Source organism: Streptomyces regalis (genome assembly GCF_001509475.1).
GTDB lineage: Bacteria > Actinomycetota > Actinomycetes > Streptomycetales > Streptomycetaceae > Streptomyces > Streptomyces regalis.
In genome coordinates, this window is record NZ_LLZG01000323.1 from 44,980 (window position 1) to 68,536 (window position 23,557).

A 23,557-nucleotide genomic window follows, 5' to 3' on the forward strand; every position below is an offset into this window, starting at 1 on the left:
CTGCGGACGGGGCATGCTGAGAGCGGACCGGCGACGGCGGCAGGAGGTGAGGAGAGCCATGGCAACGATCCCTTCGCTCCCCAGCAGGGACGACGTACTCCGCATGGCACGCAGCACGACGGACATCACCGGCCAACTCCTGGACACGGCCGGGAACATCACCCGCATCGCGATCAACACCTTCGACCCCAGAGACGGTTCGGGCGCCGAGGTCCTGCGCGTCCTGCGGCAGACCACCGCCGAACTGGCCGAGGCGAGCGCCTCACCGCAGGCCCAGGAGGCCTTCTACCGCATCGTCGAGACCCTCACCCGCCTCGGCACCAGCGGGGCGCCCCTCGCGGTCCACCCGGTGAGCGAACCGGCACAGGCCCTGCTGACCGCGCTGGGCGACAGCCTGCTCCCGGTGCTGGACGCAGTGGAGCCGGCGGTGGAGGAGTTCGCGGCGGCGCTCGGTGAGCTGGTCGAGGCGACGTCGCCCCTGCTGCCGGCGACGGCGGGCGTGGCCGCGGGCGCGCTGCTCGCCCTGACCCCGCTGCTGCGTTCCACGGCGGAGGTCCTGCGCGAGTCGTCCCCCGAACTCCGACGCATCGCAGACGCCTTGACGGCCGCACTCGCGCCCTTGATGCCGCTCCAGGTGGCCCTCGCCGAGCGTGCGGCCACCGCCGGCGCGAACGTCGTCCGCGTGACCCTCCCGCCCCTCGCCGACCTCACGGAGGCAGCGGCGGCGACCACCAAGGCGGCCCGCCCGGCCCTGATCGCCGGCGAGGAACTCGTGGTGGCCGGGCTGGAACGGCTGCAGCCCCTGCTGCTGGCCGGGGCGTCGCACGCGGGGCGGGTGGCCCGGGCGGTGGCGGTACGGGTGTCGGCGGCGGTGAGCCCGGCGGCCGAGCAGGGCGTCGTGGTGGCGGTGACGCCGGTGTGAGGGCCGCGGTGACCGGGCGCGCGGTGACCCGGCGCCGAAGTGACCGTGACTCGGGTGTGACAAGCCCCGACTAGAGTTCGCTGCATGCGCGATCTCGGGACCGGGTTCAGGTATCTCCTCAAGGGCCAGCGGTGGGTGGCCCAACACGGCAAGCAGTACGAGTTCGGGCTGATCCCGGGCCTGATCACCCTGGTCCTGTACGCGGCGGCGCTCGTCGCCCTCGCGATCTGGGGCGAGAGCTTCGTGTCCTGGTCGACACCTTTCGCCGACGACTGGCCCAGCCCGTGGCAGCGCCTCTTCCGCGGCTTCCTCACCGCCGTCCTGTTCGCCCTCGGCCTCCTCCTCTCCGTGGTCACCTTCACCGCGGTCACGCTCCTGATCGGCCAGCCCTTCTACGAGAACCTCTCCGAGAAGGTCGACCGGGACGTCTCCCCCGACGGCACGGCACCCGAGTCCGGCCTGCCGCTCTGGCGCGAGCTGTGGATCTCGGGCCGCGACAGCCTGCGGATCGTGCTGCGCGCCGCCGTCTGGGGCGTGCTGCTCTTCGCCCTCGGTTTCATCCCGGTCGTCGGCCAGACGGTCGTACCGGTGATCGGCGTCGTCGTCACCGGCTTCTTCCTCACCGAGGAGCTCACGGCGGTCGCCCTCCAGCGCCGCCGGGTCGAACTCCGCGACCGCCTGACCATGCTCCGCTCCCGCAAGACCCTGGTGTGGGGCTTCGGTGCGCCCCTCGCCGCGGCCTTCCTGGTGCCGTTCGTCGCGGTGTTCCTGATGCCGGGCGCGGTCGCGGGCGCCACCCTCATGACGCGGGAGCTGCTGGGCGAGGAGACCCAGGAGGAAGCGGCGCCCGCGCCCGACACGGAGACCGTCAGCTGGTGACCGGGCTGCCCGCCGCCACCTTCAGGATCGTCCGCACCTGGGCGATGATGTCCAGCCGGTTCCGTACGAACTCGGGGTCGGTCACCGACCCCGTCGCCGGGTCGGTGTTGCCGGTCCCGAACTGCAGCACCGGCGTGTGCACATGCCCGCCCGGCAGCACGTCGTGCAGCCCCAGCCGGTCCCGGAGCAGCGTCGCCCGGTAGGCGATCTCGTTGGACAGGTAGTCCCCGCCGCCCCCGGCCCGCGCGGTGGAGCCGGGCGTCGGCCCGTCCGGCCGTACGACGGACTGCGTGCCGCCCGCCGGGATCTCGGTCACGCTCGTGTTGTCGTACACGGGGAAGCGCCCGGTGTTCGCGGCGACGATCTCCTTGTACGGCAGGGTGGTCGTCGTCCACTGCGGCTGCGAGGCCGGGTCGGCGACGGGGATGGTCTCGGTGCGGGAGACGTTCTCGTTGTCCCCGAAGCCGCCCCGCCAGGCCCCGTTGGTCCGCTCGACGTCGAACCGCCCGACGCGCCCCTGGCTCACGGTCGTGAACAGATCGACCTGCTTCAGATACGGCCGCAGCGTCCGCTCCACCGTGCCGTCGGCGAAGTCCTGCCAGCGCACCGGGAACACGGCGGTCTCCACCCGCGCCGGACCCTCCGCCGTCTCGATCACCGTGCCGTCCAGGGCGAGCGCGGTGGCCCCGGACGGGTTGGAGATACGGATGTCCCGGTCGAGGGTGAACGGATCGAACCCGGTGACCAGGATCTGCCTGATGCCGTGGCTGCCGTGGCTGCCGTGCGGGTATCGGATGTCCGTCTGGCCGCGCGATCCCCGCTCCAACGCGTCGAGCAGCGCGGACCGTTGGCCCGTGCTCAACCCGAACTCCGGCTCCCACGTGCGCACGTCCCGCGTCATCGACAACCGCGCCCAGTACAGCGGCCGATCGTCGTCCCGGCTCAGATCCCCGCCCGCCGGACCGCGCCCCTGCGCCCGGTCGACGGCCCTGCGCCACAGTGCGGATCCCTCGCGTACGACGATGCGGTGGGCCTGCGCATAGGAGCGGGCGGCGGCAAGGTCGTCGGCGAACTGCGTGGTCAGGGCGTCGAATCCGGAGCGGCGCAGGATCTCCTGGGGGACCGCCTTGTCGAGACGCTGTTCCTCGACGGTCGGCGCGGGCGCCGCCTCGGCGGCGGCAGCCCCGGTCGTGGGAGCCGAGAGGCCGGCCAGCAGGGCCAGTCCGAGGACGCCGATGCGAACGCGTATGGAATTCAAGGGAGTTCCGGTCCTTCCGTCACGGTGGGGGTGAGGCAGAGCGTGCGTCGTGCGGGACGCCGGAAGTATCGCGTGACGGGAGTGGTCTACGCCATGGTGTGTCTACGTCGTGGTGTGGGGAATCCTCGCCGCCGCCTCCCGCAGCGCCCCCACGAACGCCGCCGCAGCCGGAGTCAGGGACTGCCCCCGTACGGTCGCCGCGTACACCGCCCGCGCCGGGGCCCCTTCGTCCAGCACCGGCACCAGTGCCACGTCCGGCCGCACGGACGCGGCGGCCAGCGCCGGGACCAGAGCCACGCCGAGACCGGCGGCGACGTACCCCTGCTTGGCGGTCCACTCACCGACGACGTGCGCCACACGCGGCCGAAAGCCCTGCCGCAGGGCCGCGTCGAGGAGCGTGCCCTCGGGGCGGGCGCTGCCGGAGATCCAGTCGGCGTCGGCGAGTTGGCCGAGCCGGACGGGGCCGCGCCCGGCCAGCGGATCGCCGGAGGGGACGGCGACGTACAGGCACTCGTCGAGGAGGTGGTGGAGCTCGAACGTCTCCAGGGGTGCCCGGCCCGTCGTCGAGACCACCGCCAGATCGAGATGGCCCGCACCGAGCCGGTCCAGGAGGCCTGGTGTGAAACCCTCCTCGCGGCTGACCAGGACCTCCGGGTGCCGGGCGCGGAAGGCGCCGAGGGCGAGCGGCACCAGCGCCGCGTCCGCCGTGGCGAAGGCCCCGAACCGCAGCCGCCCGCCGACGACTTCGCGCAGCGCGACCAGCTCACGCACGGCCCCGTGCAGCGACTCGGCGACCGCCTCGGCATACGGCACGAGAGTCCGCCCGGCCTCGGTGAGCCGTACGCCACGCGGCAGCCGGTCGAAGAGCGGTGCGCCGCCCAACGCCCCCTCCAGCGAGGCGATCTGGCGCGACACCGCCGACTGGGTCCACCCCAGCGTCCGCGCGGCCACCGTGAACGAGCCGTGCCGGGCGACTTCCAGGAACGCCCTCAGCCACACGGTGGACACCTCGGGGAACTCATGCTGATTTGGCATGGCAGCCATGCTGGACATTCGCTTGTCGCATCTCAAGTGCGAACCTAGCGTCGACGGCATGCAGATCACCCTCGACAACCCGCCTTCCGCACCCCAGCCCCTCAGCCCGTACTACTCCCAGGTCGCCCGAGTCGAACACGCCGACGGCAGCGCCCTGTTGTTCCTCTCCGGACAGATAGCGGAGGGCGCCACGGTCGCCGAGCAGACCCGCGGCATCTTCGAGACGATCGCGGCCCTGCTCAAGGCCCACGGCGCGACCCTGGCGGACGTCATCAACATCCGCACCTGCCTCACCGACATCGGCACGCTGGAGGAATACGGCACCGTACGGCGACAGTTCCTCACCGGCACCCCGCCCACCAGCATGACCTTCGAGGTGCCGAGGCTCTTCCGGCCGGAGGCCCGCGTCGAGGTCGAGGTCGTAGCCGCCGTCAGCGGCTGAACCGCCGCCGCTCTCGCGGACGTGGTTGCTCGCCGTAGGGGTTCCTCAATTGATGGTTGCGGTCCCGAGTGCCTCGCAGGCGGCCGAGGCAGGATGGAGACGGCCGTGGACTTCAACGAGGAGGCACCCGATGGCGGGAACCGTCGCACCCAAGCCCAGCGCAGCTGACCAGGCACGCGAGGCGGTCGTCGAGGCCGCCCTCGCCGCACTCGACCTCGACGCGAAGGCACGGCTGCTCTCCGGCCAGGACATGTGGACGCTGCCCGCGCTGCCCGAGATCGGCCTGTAGTCCCTCGTCATGTCGGACGGCCCGATCGGCGTCCGGGGCGTGCGCTGGACCGCCGACGACCCGTCCGTCGCGCTGCCCTCGCCCACCGCCCTCGCCGCCGCCTGGGACCCCGAACTCGCCCGCAGGGCAGGGGTGCTGCTCGCGCAGGAGGCCCGCCGCAAGGGCGTGCACGTGCTGCTCGCCCCCACCGTCAATCTCCATCGCTCCCCGCTCGGCGGCCGCCACTTCGAGGCCTACAGCGAGGACCCGTACCTCACGGGCACGATCGGCGCCGGTTATGTCGACGGCGTCCAGTCCGGCGGCGTCGGCACCACCGTCAAGCACTTCGTCGCCAACGACGCCGAGACCGACCGCTTCACGGTGAACAACACCATGAGCGAACGCGCCCTGCGCGAGCTGTACCTGGCGCCCTTCGAGATCATCGTCGAGAAGGCCCGCCCCTGGGGCATCATGACCGCCTACAACACGGTCAACGGCACGACGATGACCGAGCACCACCACCTCGTGAACGAGGTCCTGCGCGGCGAATGGGGGTTCGACGGCTACAACGTCTCCGACTGGCTGGCCGCCCGGTCGACGAAGGGCGCCATCGAGGGCGGCCTCGACGTCGCCATGCCCGGCCCGCAGACCGTCTACGGCGAGCCCCTCGCCCAGGCCGTACGGGACGGGGACGTGGCCGAGGCCAAGGTCGACGAGGCCGTCCGCAAGGTCCTGCGGCTCGCCGCCCGCGTCGGCATCCTGGAGGGTGCCGAGCCCGTCGTCACCGAGCACCCCGAGGCCGTCGACGGCAGCGCGCTGGCCCGCGAGATCGCCCGCCGCTCCTTCGTCCTGGTCCGCAAGCAGGGCGGCGCCCTCCCGCTCAGGCCGAACGGCACGGTCGCGCTCATCGGCGCCGCCGCCCGCGACGCCCGCGTCCTCGGCGGCGGCTCCGCCACCGTCTTCCCCGCCCGGATCGTCTCCCCGCTCGACGGCCTCACCGCCGCCCTCCCCGAGAGCACCCTCACCTACGCCGTCGGCGCCGACCCCAACACCGAACTCGCCGTCGCCGACAAGGGCTTCGAGCTGCGCGCCGTGTGCCGGGACGCGGAAGGGAACGTCCTCGGCACCGGTTCCGCCCCCAACGGCCAGATCCAGTGGGTGGGTTCGGACCTCCCCGAGGGTGTCACACTCCCCCACTCTCGGCTTCGCTCGAGCGGGGGGACCCCCATCACCCTGCACACCGTCGAGCTGACCGGCACCTTCACCCCGCGCGACAGCGGCCCGCACACCTTCGGCATCAAGGGCGTCGGCGCCTTCAAGCTCACCATCGACGGCACGACGTACTACGACGACGTCCAGCGCCCCGAGAAGGACGACCCCTTCATCACCTTCTTCGGCGCCCCCGTCTCCCGCGCCCAGCCCGAACTCACCGCCGGCGAACCGGTCGAGGTCTCCCTGACATACGTCGTCGAGTTCCCGGAGGGCATCCCGATGAAGGTCATCGCCTTCACGCTCGCCCATTGGGGTCCCCTCGGGTGGCGAATGCCGTACACCGAGGGCGTCTTCATCGGCTACCGCGCCTGGGAGAAGGCTGGCAGGACCCCGTCGTACCGTTCCTTTGGACTGAGCAGAAGCGGGCCTGATCAGCCGCACGCCCCGAACGGTCTTGGGCGCACTGGTCCCCGGCGTACTCAACCCCGGGTCGGCGACACGCATCCTGTGCGTGGTCCGGTCCCGGGAGGCCCCCGCGGCCGGAGGCCGCTGATGGACACCGCCCTGTGCGACCTGGCCAGTGGGTACGACCAGTGGCGACGGGGAGGCCCCGGACCATCTCTCTGGTGGAGCGGGGGCCCCGCACGCTGGCGCCGTACCCGGTGTCCCAGATCGCACGATCACGTTAACCCGATCAGGCCAGGGCAACGTAAGCCTGCGAGCGGACCATCACACGATCGAGCTAAACCGACGTTATGCGCACTCCTCGGCGGCAGTTAGCACCCCTTCGGGCACGGCCTCGGCTACACCGACTGGACGTACGAGTCCGTCAAGGTCGAGGGGACCGTCGAGGACGCGACGGTCAGGGTCCGCGTCCGCAACTCCGGCGAGCGCGCGGGGCGCGAGGTCGTGCAGGTCTACGTCGCGCCGACCGAGCCCGACACCGACCGTCCGGCGCGCCGGCTGGCCGGTTTCGCGGGTGTGGAGGCGGGGCCGGGGGAGACGGTCGAGGCGGTGGTCGAACTCCCGCGCCGTGCCTTCGAGACGTGGGACGAGAAGACCAATTCGTGGACCTCTGTGAAGGGTTCGTACGAGATCCAGGCATCTCGCTCGATCTCCGACCGCCGAGTGGCGGCGACCATTAACGTCTGATCCGGGAGAAGTACCAGAAGTACCAGAAGTACCCAGGAACAGCCCCGGTCCAGGACCCTGACACCTGGACCGGGGCTCGTTTTGTCACGGGGGGGCAGAGCGCCTGCCCCCCGGGGGCGGCTCAGCGCGCCGAGAAGCCGTACACCGTCTCCGAGCGGAACACCTCGCCCGGCCGCAGCACGGTGCTCGGGAACTCCGGCCGGTTCGGGGAGTCGGGGAAGTGCTGGGTCTCCAGCGCGATGCCGTCGCCCGGGGCGAAGGGCTCGCTCAGGTGGTCGGCGGTGTAGAGCTGGAGGCCGGGCTCGGTGGTCGCCACCGTCAGCGTCCGCCCGGTCGACGGGTCGTGGAGCTCGGCGACCTCCTCCGCGCTCGCCGTGACCCCCTTGTCGAGCACGAAGTTGTGGTCGTACCCCGCCCCCACCTTCCGCGCCTCGCGGAAGTCGAAGCGGGTGTCCGCGACCTCGTCCAGGGAGCCGGCCGGAATGAGATCCGCGTCGACCGGAGTGAACCGGGAAGCGGCCAGCCGCAGTTCATGACCGCCCGCGTTGCCGGACTCGGACCCGGCGAGGTTGAAGTAGCTGTGGTTGGTCAGGTTCACCACGGTCGACGCGTCCGTCACCGCCTCGTACGCGATCCGCAGCGCGCCGTCGGCCTGAAGGGTGTAGGTCGCCGAGACCTTCAGCCGCCCCGGGAAGCCCTCCTCGCCATGCGGGCTGACCCGGCTGAGCCGCACACCGTGCTCGACCGGCGTCACGTCCCACACGCGCTTGTCGAAACCGCGCTCGCCGCCGTGCAGGGAGTTGGGCGCGTTGTTGGGATCGAGCGCGTACGTCAGCCCGTCCAGCGGGAAGCGGCCGCCCGCGATCCGGTTGGCGTACCGCCCGATGAGAGCGCCCAAATAGGGCCCGGGGTGGGCCAGATAACCGTCCAGGTCGGCGAACCCCAGCACCACGTTCGCCGCACGCCCGTCGCGGTCCGGCACCTCCAGCGACTGCACGATGCCGCCGTACGACAGGACGCGTACCCGTACGCCCGCACGCTCCAGGGTCCAGCGGTGGACCGGGGTGCCGTCGGAAAGTGTGCCGAAGTGTTCGCTCATGAGCGAAACACTAGTTCGTGACCGTCCGGTAGGCGATCTCGGCCAGTCGCGCCTGACCGTCCACACTCGGGTGGAACCAGTCCCACTGGCTCAGTTGCTCGGCGCCGAAGCGGAACTCGTACACCGCGCCGTCGTCGAACCGGCACCGGCGGTCCTTCGCACAGACCTCCTCCAGCACCTTGTTGTACGCCTCGACCCGCTCCTGCACCGTCGCGCGCCGCTGGTTCGCCGTCGTAGTCAGGGAGTCAGGGTCGCTCAGCATCGACGGACAGATACCGAGCCCCCACACCTGCTTGCTCAGCGGGTTCGTACGGCCCTGCTCCCACAGCCGCATCAGGTTCGGCACGCTCGCGACGAACACCTGGGCCTTCGGCGAGGCGTCCCGCAGCGTGGCCATGGCGTCCTCGAACTGCGTCCGGAAGTCGGCCAACGAGGTCATCGCGTCGGTCGTGTCCCGGCAGGCGTCGTTCGCCCCCGCCATCACCGTCACCAGCTCCGGCTCACGCCGCACCGCCTGGGCCATCTGCCCGGCCACGTCCGCCATCCGCGCCCCGGTCACGGCGTAGTTCCAGCTCTGCCGGTCCGCCTTCGCCTTCCCCAGCAGCCGTACGGCGAGACTGTCGACCTGCGCACTGCTGCCGGTCGCCCACGAGACCTCGGGGCAGTCCGACAGGACCGTACAGGCGTCGAAACCGGTCGTGATGGAGTCGCCCACGGCCGCGATCGAGGCGGGGCTGCGGTCCCAGGCGGGGGTCGGCCTGGGCGACGGGCGTGCGCTCTGCGCCTCGGTGGCGGACGGTGCCGGGGAGTTGCCGCCGACGGCATCACAGCCGGCGACGCCCAGAACCGCCGCGGTCACGGCGGCGAACACAGCGCGCGCCACGTGCCGTCGCTTCCGCATGCCCTGGTCCATTCCCTCGCTCGGCCCCGTCATGGTTTCCAACCCATGACAACGCACGAGGGTTCCCGCCCGTCTCATGCAACGGCTCACACCCGTACAAGCGTCCTGGCGGGTGAATGGCGGGCGTTTCGCGGCACCGGGACCGACGGTACGTCACACTCCTTGCGCCGCCGCACGGTAGCCTCGCCATCAACGTGGCCGCCCGGCCACTGCCGTCCGCCAGTACGCAAGATGTCCGCTCTGCCCGGAGGTCCCGGTGACGACACGTGGAGTTCTGTACGTGCACTCCGCGCCGCGCGCGCTGTGCCCGCACGTCGAGTGGGCCGTCGCCGGGGTGCTCGGCACGCGCGTCAACCTCGACTGGATCCGGCAGCCGGCCGCGCCCGGCACCTGGCGCTCGGAGTTCTCCTGGCAGGGCGAGGTGGGCACGGCCTCCAAACTGGCGTCGGCCCTGCGCGGCTGGCACCTCCTCCGCTTCGAGGTCACGGCCGAGCCCTGCCCCACCGCCGAGGGCGAGCGCTACAGCTGCACCCCCGACCTGGGCATCTTCCATGCGGTCACCGGCATCCACGGCGACATCCTGATCCCCGAGGACCGCCTGCGCGCGGCGCTGACGCGCTCTCAGCGGGGAGAGACGGACCTGGAGGCAGAGATCGCCAAGCTGCTCGGCAAGCCGTGGGACGACGAGTTGGAGCCCTTCAGGTATGCGGGCGAGGGAGCGCCGGTGCGCTGGTTGCACCAGGTGGTCTGAGGCCCGACCAGGTGACTTGAACACGTGAAGGGCCCCCACCTTTCGAGGTGGGGGCCCTTCACGTACGTATGGACGCTTCTCAGATGGTCCGGAACGCCAGCACCACGTTGTGCCCGCCGAACCCGAACGAGTCGTTGAGGGCGGCGATCCGGCCCTCGACGGGCAGCTTCCGAGCCTCACCACGGACCACGTCGGCATTCGCCTCGGCCTCCGGGTCCAGGTTCTCGACATTGATGGTCGGCGGAGCCACCCGGTGGTACAGCGCGAGCACCGTGGCCACGGTCTCCACACCACCCGCACCACCCAGCAGATGCCCGGTCATCGACTTCGTAGCGGACACAGCCATGTGATCGGCATCGTCACCGAACACCTTCCGCAGCGCCTTCAGCTCGGCGATGTCACCGGCCGGCGTGGACGTCGCGTGCGCGTTGACGTGCACGATCTCCGCCGGATCCAGATCCGTCCGCTCCAGCAGGTTCTGCAGGGCGTGCGAGATGCCCCGCCCCTCCGGCTCCGGCTGCACGATGTCGTGGCCGTCGGCGGAGATACCCTGCCCGACCGCCTCGGCGTACACGCGGGCACCGCGCTTCGCGGCGTGCTCGGCGGACTCCAGGACGATCACGCCCGCGCCCTCACCGAGGACGAAGCCGTCACGGGCGACGTCGTAGGGACGCGACGCGCCCTGCGGGTCGTCATTGTTCTTGGACATCGCCATCATGTTGCCGAACGCGGCGATCGGCAGCGGATGGATCGCCGCCTCCGTGCCACCCGCCACGACGATGTCGGCGCGGCCGGTGCGGATCATCTCGATGGCGTAGCCGATGGCCTCGGCACCCGACGCGCACGCGGAGACCGGCGTGTGCACGCCCGCGCGGGCACCCACGGCCAGACCCACGTTGGCGGAGGGGCCGTTCGGCATCAGCATGGGGACGGTGTGCGGGGAGACGCGGCGAACGCCCTTCTCCTTGAGCACGTCGTACTGATCGAGCAGCGTCGTCACGCCACCGATGCCGGAGGCGATGACCGCACCGAGACGGTCGGGGTCGACGGTCGGGTCCTCGCCGGCCCTCGCCTCGAACCCGGCGTCCTTCCAGGCCTCCTGGGCGGCGATCAGCGCGAACTGCGCCGAGCGGTCCAGTCGGCGGGCCTGCGGCCGCGGGATGACCTCGGTCGGCTCCACGGCGACCGGCGCCGCGATACGGACCGCCTGCTCGGCGGCCCAGTCCTGCTCCAGGGGCTTGACGCCGGAACGTCCGGCGATCAGGCCCTCCCAGGTAGAGGCTGCGTCGCCACCCAGCGGTGTGGTTGCGCCGATACCGGTGACGACCACGGTGCGATTGGTCGGGCTCACGGGAATTCTTTCTCCAACGGAATGGGGATTCAGCGGCGCCACCGCCGGGTGGCGGGGCAGTCAGCCCAAGGCCTGATCGGTGGATCAGCCCTGGTGCTTGAGGATGTAGCCGGTCGCGTCGCCGACCGTCTTGAGGTTCTTGACGTCCTCGTCCGGGATCTTGACGTCGAAGCGCTCTTCGGCGGCGACGACGACCTCGACCATGGACAGCGAGTCGACGTCCAGGTCGTCGGTGAAGGACTTGTCCAGCTGGACGTCCTCAACCGGGATGCCGGCGATCTCGTTCACGATGTCGGCGAGACCGGCGACGATCTCTTCCTGAGTGGCGGCCATCTTGGCGCTCCTTCGTTGTTGTTCAGGTTGTACAGAGGGTTTTTGCGCCCGCCGCGGCAGCGGCAGGTGGTGCTGTTCCCGTGCCTGATCGCATGATCCGGCACGGAGTGCCTAGGGGAGAGTAACGACCGTGGCGGCGTAAACGAGACCCGCCCCGAAACCGATGACGAGCGCGGTGTCGCCGCTCTTCGCCTCGCCGGTCGCCAGGAGCCGCTCCATCGCGAGCGGAATCGAGGCGGCCGAGGTGTTGCCGGTGGTGCGCACGTCGCGGGCGACCGTGACGTGCTCCGGCAGTTTGAGAGTCTTCACCATCGAGTCGATGATCCGCTCGTTGGCCTGGTGAGGGATGAAGACATCCAGGTCGTCCGGGGTGATTCCGGCCGCGTCCAGCGCCTGCTGGGCGACCTTCGCCATCTCGAACACGGCCCAGCGGAACACCGCCTGGCCCTCCTGCGTGATCGCAGGGAACTTGTCGACCTCGCCGTCGCGGTAGTCGGTCCACGGCACGGTCTGCTTGATGGTCTCGGACTTGTCGCCCTCCGAGCCCCAGACGGTCGGGCCGATGCCCGGCTCGGGGGCGGGGCCGACCACGACCGCGCCGGCGCCGTCGCCGAACAGGAAGGCCGTCGCCCGGTCCTCCAGGTCGGTGAGGTCACTCAGCCGCTCGACGCCGATGACGAGGACGTACTCGGCGGAGCCCTCGACGATCATGCCCTTGGCGAGGGTCAGGCCGTAGCCGAAGCCCGCGCAGCCGGCCGAGATGTCGAAGGCGGCGGCCTTGTTCGTGCCGAGCTTGTCGGCGATCTCGGTGGCGACGGCCGGCGTCTGCTTGAAGTGCGAGACGGTCGAGACGATCACGCCGCCGATCTGCTCGGCGGAGATCCCGGCGTCGGCGATCGCCTTGCCGGACGCCTCGATCGACATCGCGGCGACCGTCTCCTCGTCGTTCGCCCAGTGCCGCGTCTCGATGCCGGAGCGCGAACGGATCCACTCGTCGGACGAGTCGATCGTCTCGAGGATCACCTCGTTGGGCACGACCCGGGTCGGGCGGTAGCCGCCGACACCGAGAATGCGCGCGTACGGGGCGCCCTTGCTGGGCTTCAGCTTCGGCATGCTCTGGCGCTCCTTGTCAGGCACTGTGCTCTGCGATGAGCTCGCGAGCCGCGTCGAGGTCGTCGGGGGTCTTCAGGGCCAGCGTCTTGACGCCGGGCAGCGCGCGCTTTGCCAGACCGGTCAGCGTGCCGCCCGGGCACACCTCGATCAGGGCCGTGACGCCGAGCTCCTTGAACGTCTCCATGCACAGGTCCCAGCGGACCGGGTTGGCGACCTGCCCGACGAGGCGCTCCAGCACCTCGGCGCCGGTGGCGACCGCCTTGCCGTCCTTGTTGGAGACGTAGGTGAGCTTCGGGTCGCCGGGGACGAGCTCCTTGGCGGCCTCGGCCAGCTTCTCGACCGCCGGCCCCATGTGGTGCGTGTGGAAGGCGCCGGCGACCTTCAGCGGGACGACCTTGCGCACCCCCTCGGGCTTGTCCTCGTTCAGCGCGGCGAGCTGCTCCATGCTGCCCGCGGCCACGATCTGACCGGCGCCGTTGATGTTCGCCGGGGTCAGGCCCAGCTTCTCCAGGTGCGCGACGGAGGTCTCCGGGTCGCCGCCGAGCAGCGCCGACATGCCGGTCTCGGTGATCGCGGCGGCCTCGGCCATGGCCAGGCCCCGCTTGCGTACGAGGGCCAGCGCGGCGGTGTCGTCGAGGACGCCCGCGAAGGCGGCCGCGGTGATCTCACCGACGCTGTGTCCCGCGACGGCGTTCGGTGCACCCGCCGCGTCAGCGGCAAATGTCTCAGTACCGAGTGCCGTGGCGGACAGGAGGCCGGCGGCGACGAGGAGCGGCTGCGCCACGGCCGTGTCCCGGATGGCGTCCGCGTCGGCCTGCGTGCCGTAGTGGGCGAGGTCCAGTCCGATGGCGTCGGACCACGCGGCGACGCGGTCCGCGGCACCGGGGAGTTCGAGCCAGGGGGTCAGGAAGCCGGGCGTCTGGGCGCCCTGGCCGGGAGCGACGAGTACGAGCACTCTCACACTCTCTCTTGGGGACGGCCACGGCCGCCCGTGGGGACAAGGACGAAGAACACGAGGGGGTTTTGTGGGCCCCCGACAAAAGCCTAGAGCTGGAGATCGCCGTCGACCAGACGCCCCAGGATCAGCGCGATGCGCAGAGTGAACGCGGAGCGTACATCGGAAGGCGACCAGCCGGTGACGTCAGTCACACGTCGAAGCCGGTAGCGCACGGTGTTGGGATGCACGAAGAGCATCCGCGCGGCGCCCTCCAGACTGCTCGCCTGCTCGAGATAGACGGAGAGCGTCTCCAGAAGGGCCGACCCGGCCTCCTCCAGCGGTCTGTAGATCTCCTCCACCAACTGCTCGCGCGCACCCGGATCACCCGCGATGGCACGCTCCGGAAGCAGATCGTCCGCAAGGACCGGCCGCGGGGCGTCCTGCCAGGCGGAACACGCCTTCAGCCCGGCGGCCGCGGCCTGCGCCGACCGCGTGGCGGCCTGCAGATCCGGTACGACGGGCCCCGCCACGACCGGCCCGGCGGCATACGGCCCGATCAGCGACTTGGCGACGGCGATCGGATTGTCGCTGCCGCCCGCGATGACGACGAGCCGGTCCCCGAGCACCCCGGTGAGCACCTGCAGCTTGGCGTGCCGGGCGGCCCGCCGGATGGCCTCGACGGTCAGTTCGCTGTCCCCGTCCGGCGCGGTGCCGAGGACGACGCAGACGTGCTCGGGCGAGTTCCAGCCGAGTGCGGCGGCGCGCGATACGGCCCCCTCGTCGGCCTCGCCGCTGAGTACGGCGTTGACGACGAGCGACTCGAGGCGCGCGTCCCAGGCACCACGTGCCTCGGCGGCCTGGGCATAGACCTGGGCGGTGGCGAAGGCGATCTCCCGGGCGTAGACGAGCAGGGCCTCGCGGAGGACGCTTTCGTCACCCGGCGCCGCCACCTCGTCGATGGCCGACTCCATGACCTCGATGGTGGTGCGCACCATCTCCACGGTCTGTCGGAGGGTGATCGCGCGGGTCAGCTCACGGGGCGCGGTCCCGAAGACGTCGGTGGAGATGGCCTGGGGCGCGTCGGGATGCCGGAACCACTCGGTGAACGCGGCGATACCGGCCTGGGCGACAAGACCGATCCAGGAACGGTTCTCCGGGGGCATGGCCCGGTACCACGGCAGCGTCTCGTCCATCCGCGCGATGGCCTGCGCGGCGAGAGAACCGGAGGACTGCTCGAGCCGCTTCAGGGTCGCGGAATGCGGGTGGACGTCGTGCGCGGCGGCTTCGGATTTACGGGCTACGGGTTCGGGCACGGGGACAAGACTGCCTTATCGGGACGGGAGTGCGTGCCAGAGGGGTTGTGCTTGACGGTGTGGTCGGCCGGCTCGATGGTCCGACCAGTGTAGGTTGGCGGGCTCTTGCCCGGCGTCGGTGAGGGCTGGCCGGCAGGGCTACCGTGGGTGTCGTGATGGACGTACGGCGCGCGGCGGAGCGCTATCCCGGAGGGGATCCGGCAGCGGGCATCGAGTCACGCCACGCCTTCTCCTTCGGCCCGCACTACGACCCCGACAACCTCCGCTTCGGCGCGATGATCGCCTGCAACGAGGAGCGGCTCGCCCCCGGCGCCGGCTTCGACGAGCACCCCCACAGCCACACCGAGATCGTGACATGGGTGGTCGAGGGCGAACTGACCCACCGCGACTCGACCGGCCACGAGACCCGGGTCGGCCCCGGGGACGTGCAGCGGCTGAGCTCGGCGGGCGGCGTACGGCACGTGGAACGCAACGACGCCGACATCCCCCTCACCTTCATCCAGACCTGGCTGGCCCCCCTTTCGCCGGGCGGCGACCCGTCGTACGAGATCGTCCACGGCATCGCGGACTCGACGCCGTACGCCGTCCCGGAGGCGGGCGCCATGCTCCACGTACGGCGTCTGGGGGCGGGGGAGCGGACGGCGGTGCCGGACGGGGCGTACGCGTACGTGCATGTGGTGCGCGGTGAAGTGCGCCTGGGCGGCGAGGAGTTGAGCGCCGGTGACGCGGTGCGCATCACGGACGGCGAGGACGTGGAGGCGGTGGGGGTGAGCGCGGCGGAGCTGCTGATCTGGGAGATGGCCCCGCCGGCCCGTTAGACGTGGTGCCCGAGATGCCGGAGTGGTTCAAGGGGCGTCGCGTGGACGCCCCGCCGGCTGGACCGGATCATGCCGCACATCGACACCGAGGGAACGGGCGAGGCCCGCACGGCCACGGATACGGCTACAGCTCGGCGCGCACCGCGTCCGTGAACCCCGGCCACGCCTCGACCGCCCACGGCCCGAACGCCCGGTCCGTCAGCGCGACGCAGGCCGCGTGCGCATCCGGGTCGATCCACAGGAACGTCCCCGACTGCCCGAAGTGCCCGAAGGTGCGCGGCGAGGACGAAGAGCCCGTCCAGTGCGGCGACTTGCCGCCCCGGATCTCGAAGCCGAGCCCCCAGTCGTTGGGGTTCTGATGCCCGTACCCCGGCAGCACGCCCTTCGTCCCCGGGTACTGCACGGTCATCGCCTCGGCGACCGTCCGCGGGTCCAGCAGCCGCGGCGCCTGCACCTCCGCCGCGAACCGCAGCAGGTCCTCGACCGTCGACACCCCGTCCTTCGCCGGAGAGCCCTCCAGCGACGTGGCCGTCATGCCCAGCGGCTCCAGCACCGCCTGCCGCAGATACTCCGCGAACGGAATCTCCGTCGCCTTGGCGACATGATCCCCGAGCTGCTCGAACCCGGCGTTGGAATACAGCCGCCGCTCCCCGGGCGGGGCCGTCACCCGGTGCTCGTCGAAGGCCAGCCCCGAGGTGTGCGCGAGCAGATGCCGCACCGTCGACCCCTCCGGCCCCGCCGGCTCGTCGAGCTCGACCGCCCCCTCCTCGTACGCGACCAGCACCGCATACGCGGCCAGCGGCTTGGTGACCGAGGCCAGCGGGAAGCGGTGCCCGACGGGGCCGTGGGTACCGAGGACCGTGCCGTCGACTCGTACGACACCTGCGGCGGCGGTGGGAACCGGCCAGTTCTCGATCAGTGCGAGGCTCTGCAAGGACATGCCTGTGAGCCTAAGCCGCTCACGGGTACAGCTGCATCGAGGGGTCCGTATCCCGATGCCCGCACGCCGGCCACGGCGATCACGCCATGTCCCGTGCTTTTCTTACCGTTTCCGCTTGCTTGGAGCGCACTCCAAGGTCATAGCGTGGAGGGCATGACGGTGATGGAGACCACGAGTACCAGGACCGACAGCTGTGCCGCTCCACCGCACCCGCACCGGCGCCCGGAAGGCCAGGACAGCTACACGATCAGCGAGGTCGTCGCCTTCACCGGTCTGACGGCCCACACCCTGCGCTGGTACGAGCGGATCGGCCTCATGCCGCACATCGACCGCTCGCACACGGGCCAGCGCCGCTACAGCAACCGTGACCTGGACTGGCTGGACCTCGTCGGCAAGCTGCGGCTCACCGGCATGCCGGTCGCCGACATGGTCCGGTACGCCGAGCTGGTGCGCGAGGGCGACCACACGTTCGGCGAGCGCTTCGAGCTGCTGGAGACGACCCGCCGCGACGTCCTCGCCCGGATCGCGGAGCTCCAGGACACGCTGGCCGTGCTCGACCGGAAGATCAGTTTCTACGCGGACGCGGGGCGTCTGTACGAGCAGGACAAGACGCTCCAGCAGGACAAGACGTACGAGCAGGAGAAGACGGAGAAGGCTGGATGACGGACGACAGGATCGCGACGGTACGGCTCGGCGCGACGGGCCCCGAGGTGGGTGTCCAAGGCCTCGGCTGCATGGGCATGAGCTTCGCGTACGGCCCCTCGGACGCGGGCGAGTCCAGGGCGACCCTGGAACGGGCGCTGGAGCTGGGCGTCACGCTGTACGACACGGCGGACGCGTACGGCGCGGGCGAGAACGAGAGGTTCCTCTCCCCGTTCTTCAAGGCGCACCGTGACGAGGTCGTCATCGCCACGAAGTTCGCTCTGACCATCGATCCGGACGACCCGACGAAGCGGATCATCCGCAACGACACGCCCTACATACGCCAGTGCATCGAGGCGAGCCTGAAGCGCCTGGACGTCGACGCGATCGACCTCTACTACATGCACCGCCGGGACGTGAACGTCCCCATCGAGGAGACCGTCGGCGTCATGGCCGACCTGGTCCGCGAGGGCAAGGTCAAGCATCTGGGCCTGAGCGAGGTGACGGCGGACGAACTGCGCGCCGCACAGACCGTGCACCCGATCGCGGCCGTCCAGTCCGAGTGGTCGCTCTTCAGCCGCGACATCGAGGCCAAGGTGGTCCCCGCGGCCCGCGAACTGGACGTGGCCCTGGTGCCGTACTCCCCACTGGGCCGGGGCTTCCTGACCGGCTCCTTCGCCAAGGCCGAGGACCTGACGTCCGACGACTTCCGCCGCCAACAGCCCCGCTTCACAGGCGACAACGCGGCCGCCAACGCCGCCTTGCTGGAGCCGATCCGCACCGTGGCCGAGGCGCACGGGGCGACGCTCGGGCAGATCGCGCTGGCATGGGTGCAGCAGCAGGCGGCCCTGCACGGCCTCCCGGTCATCCCGATCCCGGGCACGCGCAAGCCGACGCGGGTGGAGGAGAACCTGGGGGCGACACGGATCGTCCTGGGCGAGAAGGACATGGAGCTGCTGGAGCCGATCGCGGCGAAGGTGGCAGGCGACAGGTACGCGGACATGCGGTTCGCTTCCGCCGGCCGGGAGTAGACGCCCCTAAGGGGCGCGGGGCTGTATCAATGTGCGGCTCCGCCACGATGGGGGTCCCCCGCTCGAGCGAAGCCGAGAGTGGGGGAGCGACCAGGCAGACGCTACAGCTCTGCCAACAACTCGGCCTTCTTCACCGAGAACTCCTCATCCGTCACCAGCCCCGCCTCATACAGCTCCCCCAGGTGACGAATCCGCTCGGCGATATCGGCGGGGTCACGCCGCGGTGCCGCAGCCGGCACCGCGGCCAGCGGCCCCGACTTCCGCACCGCCGCCAACACCGCGGCAGCGAACGGCAACGACTCGTGCACCGGCCCATACCCCAGCCCGAACACCACGGCCGCCGGATCCTGATCGGCCTGCGCGGGCTGGGCATCGGCGGAGTCCCGCCGCAGCAGCCGTAGATGCCCCTCGAAGAGCTCCGGCGAGCGCCACTCGACCCCGCTCAACTCGGCCACCGGAAAGCTCTGATCCCCGGCCTTCCACTTCGCCGAGGACGCTCCCGTCCAGAACCACCGGAACCGGACGGTCTCCCCGTCGAAGGACGCCTTCCCGTCATACGCCTTGAACTGCAACGGCACTTCGGGTGCGGCCACGAGAAACTCATCGGCGGGCCCAGCCTGCTTCAGCTGCGCCCGCAACTCGTCGGCGTAGTACTCGGCCAGCGTCTCCTTGTCGGCCGGCAGCACTAGCCGATACGGATCGCCCCCGTCCTTCAACTGCCCGGCCGCCGCCTCCAGCAACGGATCGGCGCCCGGCCGGAGCTCGATGCGCAAAGCCACGGTCCCGCGCTTGCCGGGCGTCAGCGTCACCCCGGCGATCGCCTCCAGCGGAACACGGCGTTCCACGAGGCTCTGAAAGAGCTTAGGTGTTCGAATCCCCCGTTCGTAGCGGATGAGCACGGAGTCGGACTCGAACTCCCAGGCGGCATGAAATCCGGCCAGTACGTCACCCATGCGGCTCATCGTATGCGGCACGTGCTCCTCCGTCGCCACCCCGCACATCCCGCAATTCCTGCGCCTCTACGCGCGTCCGGCCGACGCCGTGTCGGACAAACCCGCCCGGCAGGCCTCGGCATCGTCAGCACAGCGCACCGACTCGTACGCGCCAACCCCGATCTCGGCGAAGTTCAGCACGCTCTCGGTCCCCGGCTCGAAATAGCCGGCGTGTCCCTTCGCGTCCCGCGCCGACAGCACCCGAGCGCCGAACACCGCCGACACCGGGTCCTCCCCGTGTCCCAGCCCGCCGAGCTCGAGATACGGCACGTCCTGCACCCAGTCGTCCGCGTCCCGCATCGCCCACACATGGGCGGAGGTGCGCAGCTGGGAGGCCTTCGCCACCCGCATACCGGGGGAGCCGGCCACCGCTATGTCGGCCACCCGTCCCGGCAGCGTGGGCGCGGCAAGCCCGCACAGCACCGAGCCGTAGCTGTGGCAGAACAGGGAGATCGGCGAACCGCCGGGCAGGGCCCGCACCAGCGCGTTCAGACGGATGGCCCCGTCCGCGGCGCGCTTCGCCGTCGCCGAGTCGATGCCGAGCCCGCTCGGCGTGGTGTAGTCGGCCCAGGCGATCACGGCCGTACGCGTCGAGGGGTCGACCTCGCGCTCGGCCGCGTACAGGGACTGCGCCATGCCGACCGGCGCGGAGTACTTGCGGCTGGTGCGCTGGAAGGTCAGCAGGTCGGTGTCGACGCCGGGGACGACGACCGAGATCCGCTCGGCCTCGGTCAGATCGCCGAACACCTCCGCGGCCCGCCCGGAGCCCTCCGGGTCGAAGGCGAGGATGTGCCGGTCGGCCTGCATCATGGCCTCGAAGCGATGCATACGGCGGCCCGCCTCGCGTTGCCCGTCCGGCGTGAGCCCGGCGTCGTGCATGCGTTTCTGCTCGAGCTTGCGCGCCTGGTCGAGCGCGATGCGGTTGGCGCGGTAGCGCAGCTCGACGGGGGCGCCGTTCATGTTGCCCACGGCGAGCGGATAGCGGTGCGCGAGGCTGCTGCGCTGCGCTGCGGTGAGTGAGGAGAAGAAACGGGCGAGCCGGGTGGGGGAGGAGCCCGCGGCCGGCAGCTGGTGCCCGGCGATGCTGCCGTGCTCCCAGTCGCTGAGCGACGCCTGGAGCGGTGGGGCGCTCCGGTGGTGTCGCAGGGCGGTCCAGCCGGTGGTCGCCAGCATCACGAACACGACGGCCAGCGCGAGCAGTGCGCGCCAGACGTTCAGTTGCGGGGACGTGTCGAAAGAAGTCACTGGGAGGACACACTAGGAGAACGAGAGGGTCTCGCGTTAACCGAGTGATAGGGATCACGTTTTGGTCAAGGCGGTGTAAACACGCCGATGACCTCAGCGTGTTCGCCAGCTCTCACTGAGTGCGGGGCCCACCTGTTCGAGATGTGAGACGGTCAATGCCCGCATGGCGTCCAGGCTGAAGTCCTCACCCGAGCTCCACTGACGCTCCGTCAGCCGCATCACCCCGCCGAAGACGGCCACCGCCAGCCGGGGTCGCGGATCGGTGTCCATGTCGACCCCCTCGCGCTCGGCGAGGATGCGCGCGATCGCCTCCTCGGCCTCCACCGAGCGCCGCAGATGGGCGGCGAGCAGGACCGGCGTCGACTCGACCACCTGGTACATGCGCAGATACAGCTCGACCGGTACGACGGCCTCGATCACGTCGTTGAGCGCGTCCCAGCCCTCCAGTACGGCCTGCCGCAGCGCCTCCATGGGGGCCTCGTGCGGCGGGCGCTCGCGCACCGCCTGAAGGAAGTGCGCCACCGTCATCTCCTGAAGGGCGAGGGCCGCCTCCTCCTTGCCGGCGAAGTAGCGGAAGAATGTGCGCTGCGACACATCGACGGCATCCGCGATGTCGTCGACGGTGGTGCCCTCGTAGCCCTGGGTGGTGAACAGCTCCAGCGCGGTACGCAGCAGTGCTTCACGGGTGCGCTGCTTCTTGCGTTCGCGTAGCGTTTCCATGTCTGTCAGTTACCGACTTGTGAATTGGTTTGTCAATTGTCAGAGGCTGTCATTAGCCTCGAACACATGACTAGTCAGACCACCATCGACACGACGGGGTCGGGGGGCAAGGCGCCGGCAGTCCCGTCGGACGCGGCGCCGGCCAAGGGGCTGCGCGGCCACCCTTGGTTCACTCTCATCACCGTCGCAGTGGGGGTCATGATGGTGGCCCTCGACGGCACCATCGTGGCCATCGCCAACCCGGCCATCCAGAAGGACCTCGGCGCCACCTTCGCCCAGGTCCAGTGGATCACCAACGGTTACTTCCTCGCTCTCGCGGTCTCCCTGATCACCGCCGGCAAGCTCGGCGACCGGTTCGGGCACCGCCAGACCTTCCTGATCGGCGTGGTCGGCTTCGCCGCCGCCTCCGGCGCGATCGGACTGTCCAGCAGCATCGCCGCGGTCGTCACCTTCCGCGTCTTCCAGGGACTGTTCGGCGCGCTGCTGATGCCGGCCGCGCTCGGCCTGCTGCGGGCGACCTTCCCGGCCGAGAAGCTCAACATGGCCATCGGTATCTGGGGCATGGTCATCGGCGCCTCCACCGCGGGCGGCCCGATCCTCGGCGGCGTCCTCGTCGAGCACGTCAACTGGCAGTCGGTGTTCTTCATCAACGTGCCGGTCGGCATCATCGCCGTCGTCCTCGGCGTACTGATCCTGCTCGACCACCGCGCCGAGAACGCCCCGCGCTCCTTCGACATCCTGGGCATCGCCCTGCTGTCGGCCGCGATGTTCTGCCTGGTCTGGGCCCTGATCAAGGCCCCGGAGTGGGGCTGGGGCGACGGCAGGACGTGGGCGTTCATAGCCGCGTCGGTGCTGGGTTTCGCGCTCTTCGCCTTCTGGGAGACGAAGGTCAAGGAGCCCCTCATCCCGCTCGCGCTCTTCCGCTCGGTCCCGCTGTCCGCGGGTGTCGTGCTGATGGTCCTGATGGCCATCGCCTTCATGGGCGGCCTGTTCTTCGTGACGTTCTACCTGCAGAACGTCCACGGCATGAGCCCGATCGACGCGGGCCTGCACCTCCTGCCCCTCACCGGCATGATGATCGTCGGCTCCCCGCTCGCGGGCGCGATGATCACCAAGCTGGGCCCGCGCATCCCGCTGGCCGGCGGCATGGCATGCACCGCGATCGCCATGTACGGCATGTCCACGCTGGACACGGACACCGGCAGCGCCGTCATGTCGCTCTGGTTCGCCCTGCTCGGCCTCGGTCTCGCGCCGGTCATGGTCGGCGCCACCGAGGTCATCGTCGGCAACGCACCTATGGAGCTCTCCGGCGTGGCCGGCGGTCTCCAGCAGGCCGCGATGCAGATCGGCGGCAGCCTCGGTACGGCCGTCCTGGGCGCCGTCATGGCCTCCAAGGTCGACAGCGACCTGGCCGGCAACTGGACCTCCGCGGGCCTGCCCCCGCTCACCGCGGCCCAGGAGGCCCAGGCCTCCGAGGCGGTCCAGGTCGGCGTGCCACCACTGGCACCGGGCACGCCGGACGCCATCGCCGCGAAGATCACGGATGTGGCGCACGACACGTTCATCTCCGGCATGAGCCTGGCATCCCTGGTCGCCTCGGGCGTGGCGGTCGTCGCCGTCTTCGTCGCCTTCCTCACCAAGCGGGGCGAGAACGCGGAGGCGGGCGCGGGCGCGGCCCACATCTGACGCGGATTGCAACGGGGTTCGCCTATCAGGGTGACTCCGCCAAGATCCCTCCCCTCCGGCACGCGCGGCGCGTCACATTGGGTCAGGGCGACCGGTGCTGCGGCGCGCTGCCGGAGGGGGACAGCGCGCCGACGGCCCGGAAACATCGCCGGCATGAACAGCGCACCCTGGGTTACCCGTGCGAAGTCGAACGCCGACTCAGGGAGTTGACGATGGCGGCTCTGCGCGGTCGCCGGATTCTTCGTCCTGGGCATCATCCTGGGCCCCGTGGCGATCGCCTGCGGCTGGCTGGCGATGGGCCGCAGCTGGACCGGGGCCCGCCCTGTCCCCGCGCTGATCGCGGTGGTACTGGGCGCGATCGACACGCTGCTGGCCATTATCTGGCTGGCGGGGACGACGACTCCGGGCAACGGCTTGTTCTAGCTGTACTCGGTCATGACTTTGGTGACAGTCGGCTGATCGGTGGCTGGCCGCCGAGCGCGGTGTGTCGGCGGCCAGTGTTGTAGAAGTGAAGCCA

Annotated in this window: 21 protein-coding genes and 2 pseudogenes; 10 read left to right on the top strand and 13 right to left on the bottom strand. The window is 70.6% G+C overall.

Translation table 11 applies throughout. The features are described from left to right. The first annotated feature begins 58 nt into the window (after positions 1 to 58). Both ADL12_RS27835 and ADL12_RS27840 read left to right on the top strand, forming a co-directional pair. Complete coding sequence (locus tag ADL12_RS27835; protein WP_062706517.1) at positions 59 to 922, top strand: hypothetical protein; 864 nt, start codon at positions 59 to 61, stop codon at positions 920 to 922. Positions 923 to 1,006: 84 nt separating this feature from the next. Continuing rightward, positions 1,007 to 1,801 carry an EI24 domain-containing protein gene (locus ADL12_RS27840; protein WP_062706518.1) on the top strand — a complete coding sequence of 265 codons (795 nt, stop codon included), beginning with the start codon at positions 1,007 to 1,009 and terminating at the stop codon, positions 1,799 to 1,801. Here the strand turns inward: ADL12_RS27840 and ADL12_RS27845 are convergent. Next, a complete protein-coding gene (locus ADL12_RS27845; protein WP_062706519.1) occupies positions 1,791 to 3,059 on the bottom strand; it encodes a pyroglutamyl-peptidase I in 1,269 nt (422 codons plus the stop codon). The genes ADL12_RS27840 and ADL12_RS27845 overlap by 11 nt on opposite strands. 102 nt (positions 3,060 to 3,161) lie before the next feature. Continuing rightward, a complete protein-coding gene (locus ADL12_RS27850; protein WP_079052318.1) occupies positions 3,162 to 4,103 on the bottom strand; it encodes a LysR family transcriptional regulator in 942 nt (313 codons plus the stop codon). Positions 4,104 to 4,152: 49 nt separating this feature from the next. Here ADL12_RS27850 and ADL12_RS27855 point away from each other — a divergent pair, with 49 nt between their 5' ends. Both ADL12_RS27855 and ADL12_RS27860 read left to right on the top strand, forming a co-directional pair. Continuing rightward, positions 4,153 to 4,536 carry a RidA family protein gene (locus tag ADL12_RS27855; RefSeq protein ID WP_062706566.1) on the top strand — a complete coding sequence of 128 codons (384 nt, stop codon included), beginning with the start codon at positions 4,153 to 4,155 and terminating at the stop codon, positions 4,534 to 4,536. Between the two features lie 130 nt (positions 4,537 to 4,666). Continuing rightward, positions 4,667 to 7,168: pseudogene (locus tag ADL12_RS27860) on the top strand (glycoside hydrolase family 3 N-terminal domain-containing protein). Positions 7,169 to 7,289: 121 nt separating this feature from the next. Here ADL12_RS27860 and ADL12_RS27865 read toward each other — a convergent pair. Continuing rightward, positions 7,290 to 8,267: an aldose epimerase family protein gene (locus tag ADL12_RS27865; protein ID WP_062706524.1), complete on the bottom strand. Its 978-nt coding sequence runs from the start codon at positions 8,265 to 8,267 to the stop codon at positions 7,290 to 7,292. Between the two features lie 10 nt (positions 8,268 to 8,277). Then, a complete protein-coding gene (locus tag ADL12_RS27870) occupies positions 8,278 to 9,168 on the bottom strand; it encodes an SGNH/GDSL hydrolase family protein (RefSeq protein ID WP_062706569.1) in 891 nt (296 codons plus the stop codon). 256 nt (positions 9,169 to 9,424) lie between these two features. Between ADL12_RS27870 and ADL12_RS27875 the strand changes: the two genes are divergently transcribed. Beyond that, on the top strand, positions 9,425 to 9,919 hold the full coding sequence (locus tag ADL12_RS27875; RefSeq protein ID WP_062706526.1) for a DUF3145 domain-containing protein: 495 nt from the start codon (positions 9,425 to 9,427) through the stop codon (positions 9,917 to 9,919). A gap of 79 nt (positions 9,920 to 9,998) precedes the next feature. Here ADL12_RS27875 and fabF read toward each other — a convergent pair whose 3' ends face one another. From fabF to fasR, 5 genes are all read right to left on the bottom strand, one after another. Then, a complete protein-coding gene (gene fabF / locus ADL12_RS27880) occupies positions 9,999 to 11,270 on the bottom strand; it encodes a beta-ketoacyl-ACP synthase II (RefSeq protein ID WP_062706528.1) in 1,272 nt (423 codons plus the stop codon). An 84-nt stretch (positions 11,271 to 11,354) separates the two neighbouring features. Then, a complete protein-coding gene (locus ADL12_RS27885) occupies positions 11,355 to 11,603 on the bottom strand; it encodes an acyl carrier protein (RefSeq protein WP_062706531.1) in 249 nt (82 codons plus the stop codon). Between the two features lie 111 nt (positions 11,604 to 11,714). Next, positions 11,715 to 12,716 (bottom strand): ketoacyl-ACP synthase III, encoded by a 1,002-nt coding sequence (locus ADL12_RS27890; RefSeq protein WP_062706532.1) that lies wholly within the window; start codon positions 12,714 to 12,716, stop codon positions 11,715 to 11,717. Positions 12,717 to 12,732: 16 nt separating this feature from the next. Further along, on the bottom strand, positions 12,733 to 13,671 hold the full coding sequence (locus ADL12_RS27895) for an ACP S-malonyltransferase (protein WP_062706534.1): 939 nt from the start codon (positions 13,669 to 13,671) through the stop codon (positions 12,733 to 12,735). Positions 13,672 to 13,760: 89 nt separating this feature from the next. Continuing rightward, complete coding sequence (gene fasR, locus ADL12_RS27900; protein ID WP_062706536.1) at positions 13,761 to 14,966, bottom strand: fatty acid biosynthesis transcriptional regulator FasR; 1,206 nt, start codon at positions 14,964 to 14,966, stop codon at positions 13,761 to 13,763. Positions 14,967 to 15,121: 155 nt separating this feature from the next. Here fasR and ADL12_RS27905 point away from each other — a divergent pair, with 155 nt between their 5' ends. Next, on the top strand, positions 15,122 to 15,784 hold the full coding sequence (locus ADL12_RS27905) for a pirin family protein (protein ID WP_062706539.1): 663 nt from the start codon (positions 15,122 to 15,124) through the stop codon (positions 15,782 to 15,784). Between the two features lie 124 nt (positions 15,785 to 15,908). Here ADL12_RS27905 and ADL12_RS27910 read toward each other — a convergent pair whose 3' ends face one another. Continuing rightward, positions 15,909 to 16,724, bottom strand: a complete 816-nt coding sequence (locus ADL12_RS27910; protein ID WP_062706541.1) for a serine hydrolase domain-containing protein — start codon at positions 16,722 to 16,724, stop codon at positions 15,909 to 15,911. A gap of 153 nt (positions 16,725 to 16,877) precedes the next feature. On the opposite strand from ADL12_RS27910, the gene ADL12_RS27915 reads away from it, so the two are divergent. Together ADL12_RS27915 and ADL12_RS27920 are read left to right on the top strand one after the other, a co-directional pair. Continuing rightward, positions 16,878 to 17,387 carry a MerR family transcriptional regulator gene (locus ADL12_RS27915; RefSeq protein ID WP_062706543.1) on the top strand — a complete coding sequence of 170 codons (510 nt, stop codon included), beginning with the start codon at positions 16,878 to 16,880 and terminating at the stop codon, positions 17,385 to 17,387. Continuing rightward, positions 17,384 to 18,397, top strand: a complete 1,014-nt coding sequence (locus ADL12_RS27920) for an aldo/keto reductase (protein ID WP_062706545.1) — start codon at positions 17,384 to 17,386, stop codon at positions 18,395 to 18,397. Before ADL12_RS27915 ends, ADL12_RS27920 begins: the two co-directional genes overlap by 4 nt. A gap of 101 nt (positions 18,398 to 18,498) precedes the next feature. Here ADL12_RS27920 and ADL12_RS27925 read toward each other — a convergent pair whose 3' ends face one another. The 3 genes from ADL12_RS27925 to ADL12_RS27935 all read right to left on the bottom strand — a co-directional run bounded on the left by ADL12_RS27925 (position 18,499) and on the right by ADL12_RS27935 (position 21,354). Next, positions 18,499 to 19,359 carry a DUF4429 domain-containing protein gene (locus ADL12_RS27925; protein WP_062706572.1) on the bottom strand — a complete coding sequence of 287 codons (861 nt, stop codon included), beginning with the start codon at positions 19,357 to 19,359 and terminating at the stop codon, positions 18,499 to 18,501. A 57-nt stretch (positions 19,360 to 19,416) separates the two neighbouring features. Next, positions 19,417 to 20,634, bottom strand: coding sequence for an alpha/beta hydrolase (locus ADL12_RS27930; RefSeq protein ID WP_062706547.1), 1,218 nt, complete (start codon positions 20,632 to 20,634; stop codon positions 19,417 to 19,419). 93 nt (positions 20,635 to 20,727) lie between these two features. After that, positions 20,728 to 21,354 carry a TetR family transcriptional regulator gene (locus ADL12_RS27935; RefSeq protein WP_062706549.1) on the bottom strand — a complete coding sequence of 209 codons (627 nt, stop codon included), beginning with the start codon at positions 21,352 to 21,354 and terminating at the stop codon, positions 20,728 to 20,730. A gap of 66 nt (positions 21,355 to 21,420) precedes the next feature. Between ADL12_RS27935 and ADL12_RS27940 the strand changes: the two genes are divergently transcribed. Together ADL12_RS27940 and ADL12_RS51075 are read left to right on the top strand one after the other, a co-directional pair. Further along, a complete protein-coding gene (locus ADL12_RS27940; RefSeq protein ID WP_062706551.1) occupies positions 21,421 to 23,040 on the top strand; it encodes an MFS transporter in 1,620 nt (539 codons plus the stop codon). Positions 23,041 to 23,259: 219 nt separating this feature from the next. Beyond that, positions 23,260 to 23,463 (top strand): annotated as a pseudogene (locus ADL12_RS51075) (small hydrophobic protein); the annotation flags it as partial. Positions 23,464 to 23,557: the final 94 nt, after the last annotated feature.

Excerpts from the sequence above, each read along its gene's own strand:
- ADL12_RS27835 (WP_062706517.1), top strand. The coding sequence starts at position 59 with ATGGCAACGATCCCTTCGCTCCCCAGCAGGGACGACGTACTCCGCATG.
- ADL12_RS27840 (WP_062706518.1), top strand. The coding sequence starts at position 1,007 with ATGCGCGATCTCGGGACCGGGTTCAGGTATCTCCTCAAGGGCCAGCGG.
- ADL12_RS27850 (WP_079052318.1), bottom strand. The coding sequence starts at position 4,103 with ATGGCTGCCATGCCAAATCAGCATGAGTTCCCCGAGGTGTCCACCGTG.
- ADL12_RS27855 (WP_062706566.1), top strand. The coding sequence starts at position 4,153 with ATGCAGATCACCCTCGACAACCCGCCTTCCGCACCCCAGCCCCTCAGC.
- ADL12_RS27865 (WP_062706524.1), bottom strand. The coding sequence starts at position 8,267 with ATGAGCGAACACTTCGGCACACTTTCCGACGGCACCCCGGTCCACCGC.
- ADL12_RS27870 (WP_062706569.1), bottom strand. The coding sequence starts at position 9,168 with ATGCGGAAGCGACGGCACGTGGCGCGCGCTGTGTTCGCCGCCGTGACC.
- ADL12_RS27885 (WP_062706531.1), bottom strand. The coding sequence starts at position 11,603 with ATGGCCGCCACTCAGGAAGAGATCGTCGCCGGTCTCGCCGACATCGTG.
- ADL12_RS27890 (WP_062706532.1), bottom strand. The coding sequence starts at position 12,716 with ATGCCGAAGCTGAAGCCCAGCAAGGGCGCCCCGTACGCGCGCATTCTC.
- ADL12_RS27905 (WP_062706539.1), top strand. The coding sequence starts at position 15,122 with ATGGACGTACGGCGCGCGGCGGAGCGCTATCCCGGAGGGGATCCGGCA.
- ADL12_RS27910 (WP_062706541.1), bottom strand. The coding sequence starts at position 16,724 with ATGTCCTTGCAGAGCCTCGCACTGATCGAGAACTGGCCGGTTCCCACC.
- ADL12_RS27915 (WP_062706543.1), top strand. The coding sequence starts at position 16,878 with ATGACGGTGATGGAGACCACGAGTACCAGGACCGACAGCTGTGCCGCT.
- ADL12_RS27920 (WP_062706545.1), top strand. The coding sequence starts at position 17,384 with ATGACGGACGACAGGATCGCGACGGTACGGCTCGGCGCGACGGGCCCC.
- ADL12_RS27925 (WP_062706572.1), bottom strand. The coding sequence starts at position 19,359 with ATGAGCCGCATGGGTGACGTACTGGCCGGATTTCATGCCGCCTGGGAG.
- ADL12_RS27935 (WP_062706549.1), bottom strand. The coding sequence starts at position 21,354 with ATGGAAACGCTACGCGAACGCAAGAAGCAGCGCACCCGTGAAGCACTG.
- ADL12_RS27940 (WP_062706551.1), top strand. The coding sequence starts at position 21,421 with ATGACTAGTCAGACCACCATCGACACGACGGGGTCGGGGGGCAAGGCG.